General features: G+C 69.5%; 5 protein-coding genes. 1 reads left to right on the top strand and 4 read right to left on the bottom strand.

What is annotated here, in order from left to right; translation table 11 throughout:
- Nucleotides 1–134: 134 nt before the first annotated feature.
- Complete coding sequence (locus tag R6V09_RS49720; protein WP_317888028.1) at nt 135–545, top strand: Fur family transcriptional regulator; 411 nt, start codon at nt 135–137, stop codon at nt 543–545.
- A gap of 108 nt (nt 546–653) precedes the next feature.
- Here R6V09_RS49720 and R6V09_RS49715 read toward each other — a convergent pair whose 3' ends face one another.
- The 4 genes from R6V09_RS49715 to R6V09_RS54450 form a co-directional block, all read right to left on the bottom strand.
- Entirely contained in the window at nt 654–1196 is a 543-nt protein-coding gene (locus R6V09_RS49715) for a YcxB family protein (RefSeq protein ID WP_317888027.1), read from the bottom strand.
- Nucleotides 1197–1260: 64 nt separating this feature from the next.
- On the bottom strand, nt 1261–2103 hold the full coding sequence (locus tag R6V09_RS49710) for an isoprenyl transferase (RefSeq protein ID WP_317888026.1): 843 nt from the start codon (nt 2101–2103) through the stop codon (nt 1261–1263).
- Nucleotides 2104–2156: 53 nt separating this feature from the next.
- Entirely contained in the window at nt 2157–2906 is a 750-nt protein-coding gene (recO, locus tag R6V09_RS49705) for a DNA repair protein RecO (RefSeq protein ID WP_317888025.1), read from the bottom strand.
- Complete coding sequence (locus tag R6V09_RS54450; RefSeq protein WP_327097951.1) at nt 2903–3034, bottom strand: hypothetical protein; 132 nt, start codon at nt 3032–3034, stop codon at nt 2903–2905. The genes recO and R6V09_RS54450 overlap by 4 nt, the downstream gene beginning before the upstream one ends.
- Nucleotides 3035–3136 lie beyond the last annotated feature (102 nt).

Below are 3136 nucleotides of genomic sequence, written 5' to 3'. Positions count from 1 at the left end.
GCGCGACCCGCCGGGGACCCGGTGGAGTGCGCGATTCCAGCCACCCGGGGGGCCGCCGACGAGGTCGGCGTCTGACCAAGCACAGTCCGGGCTGGCACAATGGCCCGGCAAAGTGCAGACGTGAGGAGGCAACGGTGACGACGGCCGGCCCGCCCGTGAAGGGACGATCCACCCGCCAGCGTGCCGCCGTGTCGGCGGCGCTCAACGAGGTCGACGAGTTCCGCAGCGCCCAGGAACTGCACGACATGCTCAAGCACAAAGGCGACTCGGTCGGCCTGACCACGGTCTACCGCACCCTCCAGTCCCTCGCCGACGCCGGCGAGGTGGACGTCCTTCGCACCGACGAGGGCGAGTCCGTCTACCGCCGCTGCTCCAGCGGCGATCACCACCACCACCTCGTCTGCCGCGTCTGCGGCAAGGCGGTGGAGGTGGAAGGACCCGCCGTGGAGAAGTGGGCGGAGGCGATCGCGGCGGAACACGGCTATGTGAACGTGGCGCACACGGTGGAGATCTTCGGCACCTGTGCGGAGTGCTCCGCCGGTTGAGCGGAGTGCCGTGCGGGCCGGTGGGGGCTGGTCGCGCCCACGCGGCGGAGCCGCACATCGATACAGCCCCGCGCCCCTACGGGGCTCGGACAGCGCACCGGAGACCGCTCAGACGCGCGGCAGCTTGGTGTCCAGCAGGGCGCGTACCCGGTCCACGTCCTGCGGGGTGGACGCCCCCTGCTTGACGAGCACCATCGCGCAGGCCCCGATCCGGTCCGGGCTGCGCAATACGAAGCAGTGCTCCGTCTCGGCGTAACTGCCGTAATTGGCCCAGGACATGCGCGAGTCGATGTGCGCGCTGACCGTCCGCAGGCCCTCCTCGGCGACGGTCACCCGCATCACGCCGTGGTGCTGGTTGGCCCGCAGCAGCTGGCGGGCGGTCATGCCGGGCACCCGGAGCATCAGCAGCGGCCAGGCGATGAGCGCCACGCCGAAGGCGAAGCCGGTGCCGTCGCTGCCTGCCAGACCCGCGGTCAGCACGAGCACGCCCAGCACCATGACCGCCGCGAGGAAGACGGGGTGGTGGACGAACCCGGCCCGGCCGCGCTTGCGGAACAGCAGCCGGACGGCCTCGGTCATGTCCTCCAGCCGGAGTTGGTACTCCAGCACCACTTCACTCACGCGTTGCTCGACGCTCTGTCCCTGCTCCATCACGGCCCCTCCCCGTTACTGCGGTGACGAGCCGTGATAGTAACGCCAGATCCTGACAGGGGTGTTACTCGTTTCCCCGCATCGCCTGCTCCATCGCGAGCAGCTTCTCGTTCGGTACCGCGCCGCCGAACCGCCGGTCCCGCTGGGCGAATTCGACGCAGGCGCGCCACAGGTCACGGCGGTCGAAGTCCGGCCACAGCACGTCCTGGAAGACCAGCTCGGCGTAAGCGCTCTGCCAGAGAAGGAAGTTGGAGGTGCGCTGCTCGCCGCTGGGGCGCAGGAACAGGTCCACGTCCGGCATGTCCGGGTAGTACAGGTACTTCGCGAGGGTCTTCTCGTTGACCTTGGACGGGTCGAGCTTCCCGGCCTTCACGTCCTGGGCCAACGCCCGTGCGGCATCGCCGATTTCGGCCTGGCCGCCGTAGTTCATGCAGAAGTACAGCGTGAGCGCGTCGTTGTTCTTGGTCTGCTCCTGCGCGATCTGCAACTCCTTGGCGACCGACCGCCACAGCTTGGGCATCCGGCCCACCCACCGCACCCGGATGCCGAGTTCGTCGAGGGTGTCGCGGGTCTTGCGGATGAAGTCGCGGTTGAAGTTCATCAGGAAGCGCACCTCGTCGGGCGACCGCTTCCAGTTCTCGGTGGAGAAGGCGTACAGCGAGATCGCGCCGACACCCATCTCGACGCCGCCCTGCAGCACGTCCAACACCCGCTCGGCGCCGACCTTGTGGCCCTCCGTGCGCGGCAGCCCGCGCTGCTTCGCCCACCGCCCGTTCCCGTCCATGACGATCGCCACGTGCTTCGGGATCAGCTCACCGGGCAGCTTCGGTGCGGTGGCCCCCGACGGGTGCGGCTCCGGCGCCTTGTACTCGCGCCGCTGGCGCCCCAGGATCCCGCGTACAACCATGACGTTCCCGTCTCCCTCTACGACCTCTACGACTTACGACGACCTACGACGACCTACGACTTTTCCACGTACCGCAGCGAGCGCAGCCCGCGTTCCAGATGCCAGTGCAGATAGGCGGAGACCAGCCCGCTCCCCTCCCGCACATGCCGCGCCTCGCACGCGTCCGCCGTCTCCCAGTCTCCCGTGAGCAGCGCACCGAGCAGTTCGAGGGCCTGCGGCGAGGGTACGACGCTCCCGGCCACCCGGCAGTCGACGCAGACGACTCCGCCGGACGCCACGGAGAAGAACCGGTTGGGTCCCGCCATCCCGCACTTCGCACAGTCCCCGAAGCTCGGGGCGTATCCGTTGACCGCGAGCGACCGCAGCAGAAACGCGTCGAGAATCAGATGCGGCGCGTGCTCCCCGCCGGCCAGCGTCCGCAGCCCGCCCACCAGCAGCAGATACTGCTGCACGGCGGGCTCGCCCTCGTGGTCGGCGAACCGCTCCGCCGTCTCCAGCATCGCCGTACCCGCGGTGTACCGCGCGTAGTCGCTCACGATCCCGCCACCGTACGGAGCGATCGTCTCACTCTGTGTGCACAACGGCAGCCCGCGGCCGATCAGTTCGCTCCCCCGCGCGAAGAACTGCACGTCCACATGCGAGAAGGGCTCCAGCCGGGCTCCGAACTTCGACTTGGTCCGCCGCACCCCGCGCGCCACCGCGCGTACCCGCCCGTGACCCCGCGTGAGCAGCGTGATGATCCGGTCCGCCTCACCCAGCTTCTGGGTCCGCAAGACAATGCCGTCGTCCCGGAAGAGACTCATCGGGCACCCCCGGGGGGTTTCTGCTGGGGGTACGGGGGTCGCCCCCCGGGAGACTGCAGCATGATCCGGTCCGCCTCACCCAGCTTCTGGGTGCGCAGCACGATGCCGTCGTCGCGGAACAGACTCATGGCGCCCATTGTCCCCTACGGCTCCGCGCCCCCACGACGCGTCCGGGTATCCGGGCAACGCCGCGTCAAGGCACCTCGCCCCGGCTGCGGGCGTTCGCGTAC

Source organism: Streptomyces sp. W16, from assembly GCF_033194735.1.
In the GTDB taxonomy this organism is placed as follows: domain Bacteria; phylum Actinomycetota; class Actinomycetes; order Streptomycetales; family Streptomycetaceae; genus Streptomyces.
The sequence above is the reverse complement of the archived record's forward strand: the minus strand, read 5'-3'. Positions and strand labels throughout refer to the sequence as shown.